A 747-nucleotide genomic window follows, 5' to 3' on the forward strand; every position below is an offset into this window, starting at 1 on the left:
GCTCTTGGTGCTACACTGTTTTCGACATTCTTTATTGGCTTTGTACTTTATGGGTTTTGTCAATTTATCGGTATTCAATTTGACCTAATTTATTGCTTACTGTTTGGTTCTCTAATATCTCCAACCGATCCAATAGCTGTATTAGCAATAGTGAAGAAGCTCGATGCTCCCAGACGAATCTCTACTCAAATCGAGGGAGAATCTCTATTCAACGATGGTTTTGGCCTAGTTATCTTCGTAACCCTATTTACCATTGCGTTCGGCACAGAAGCTCCGACTGTAGGTAGCGTGACCATGTTATTCGTCCAAGAGGCTATTGGCGGTATCGTCTACGGATTTGTTCTAGGTTTGATATTCCACTATCTAATCAGCAACACCGATGACCACTCGATGGAGTTGCTATTAACCATCGGTATTCCTACAGCTGGTTATGCTTTTGCAGAGGTTCTGCATGTATCTGGACCATTAGCAATGGTGGTATCTGGTATCATGATAGGCAACTGGACACGCTTCATCGGATTTTCTAAGGAAAGTGAGGATCACCTAGACCATTTCTGGGAATTAATAGATGAGTTCTTAAATGGCGTACTATTCTTATTGATTGGTATGTCTATGCTGCTATTCAAGTTCCACCAAGAAGATTGGATTTTGATGGCGTTCGCAGTCCCTCTAGTATTGAGTGCACGCTATCTAAGTGTTTTCTTGTCTTATATTGGATTTAAACGCTTTAGAACTTACAACCCATGG

At 41.1% G+C, this 747-nt stretch carries 1 protein-coding gene; it reads left to right on the plus strand.

Annotated features, from left to right (window positions below; genetic code table 11):
• On the plus strand, window positions 1-747 hold a 747-nt coding region (locus tag AB4653_RS19155), incomplete at both ends, for a cation:proton antiporter (RefSeq protein ID WP_372105020.1).

Source organism: Vibrio sp. 10N.222.48.A3, assembly GCF_041475345.1.
Classification (GTDB): domain Bacteria; phylum Pseudomonadota; class Gammaproteobacteria; order Enterobacterales; family Vibrionaceae; genus Vibrio; species Vibrio tasmaniensis_A.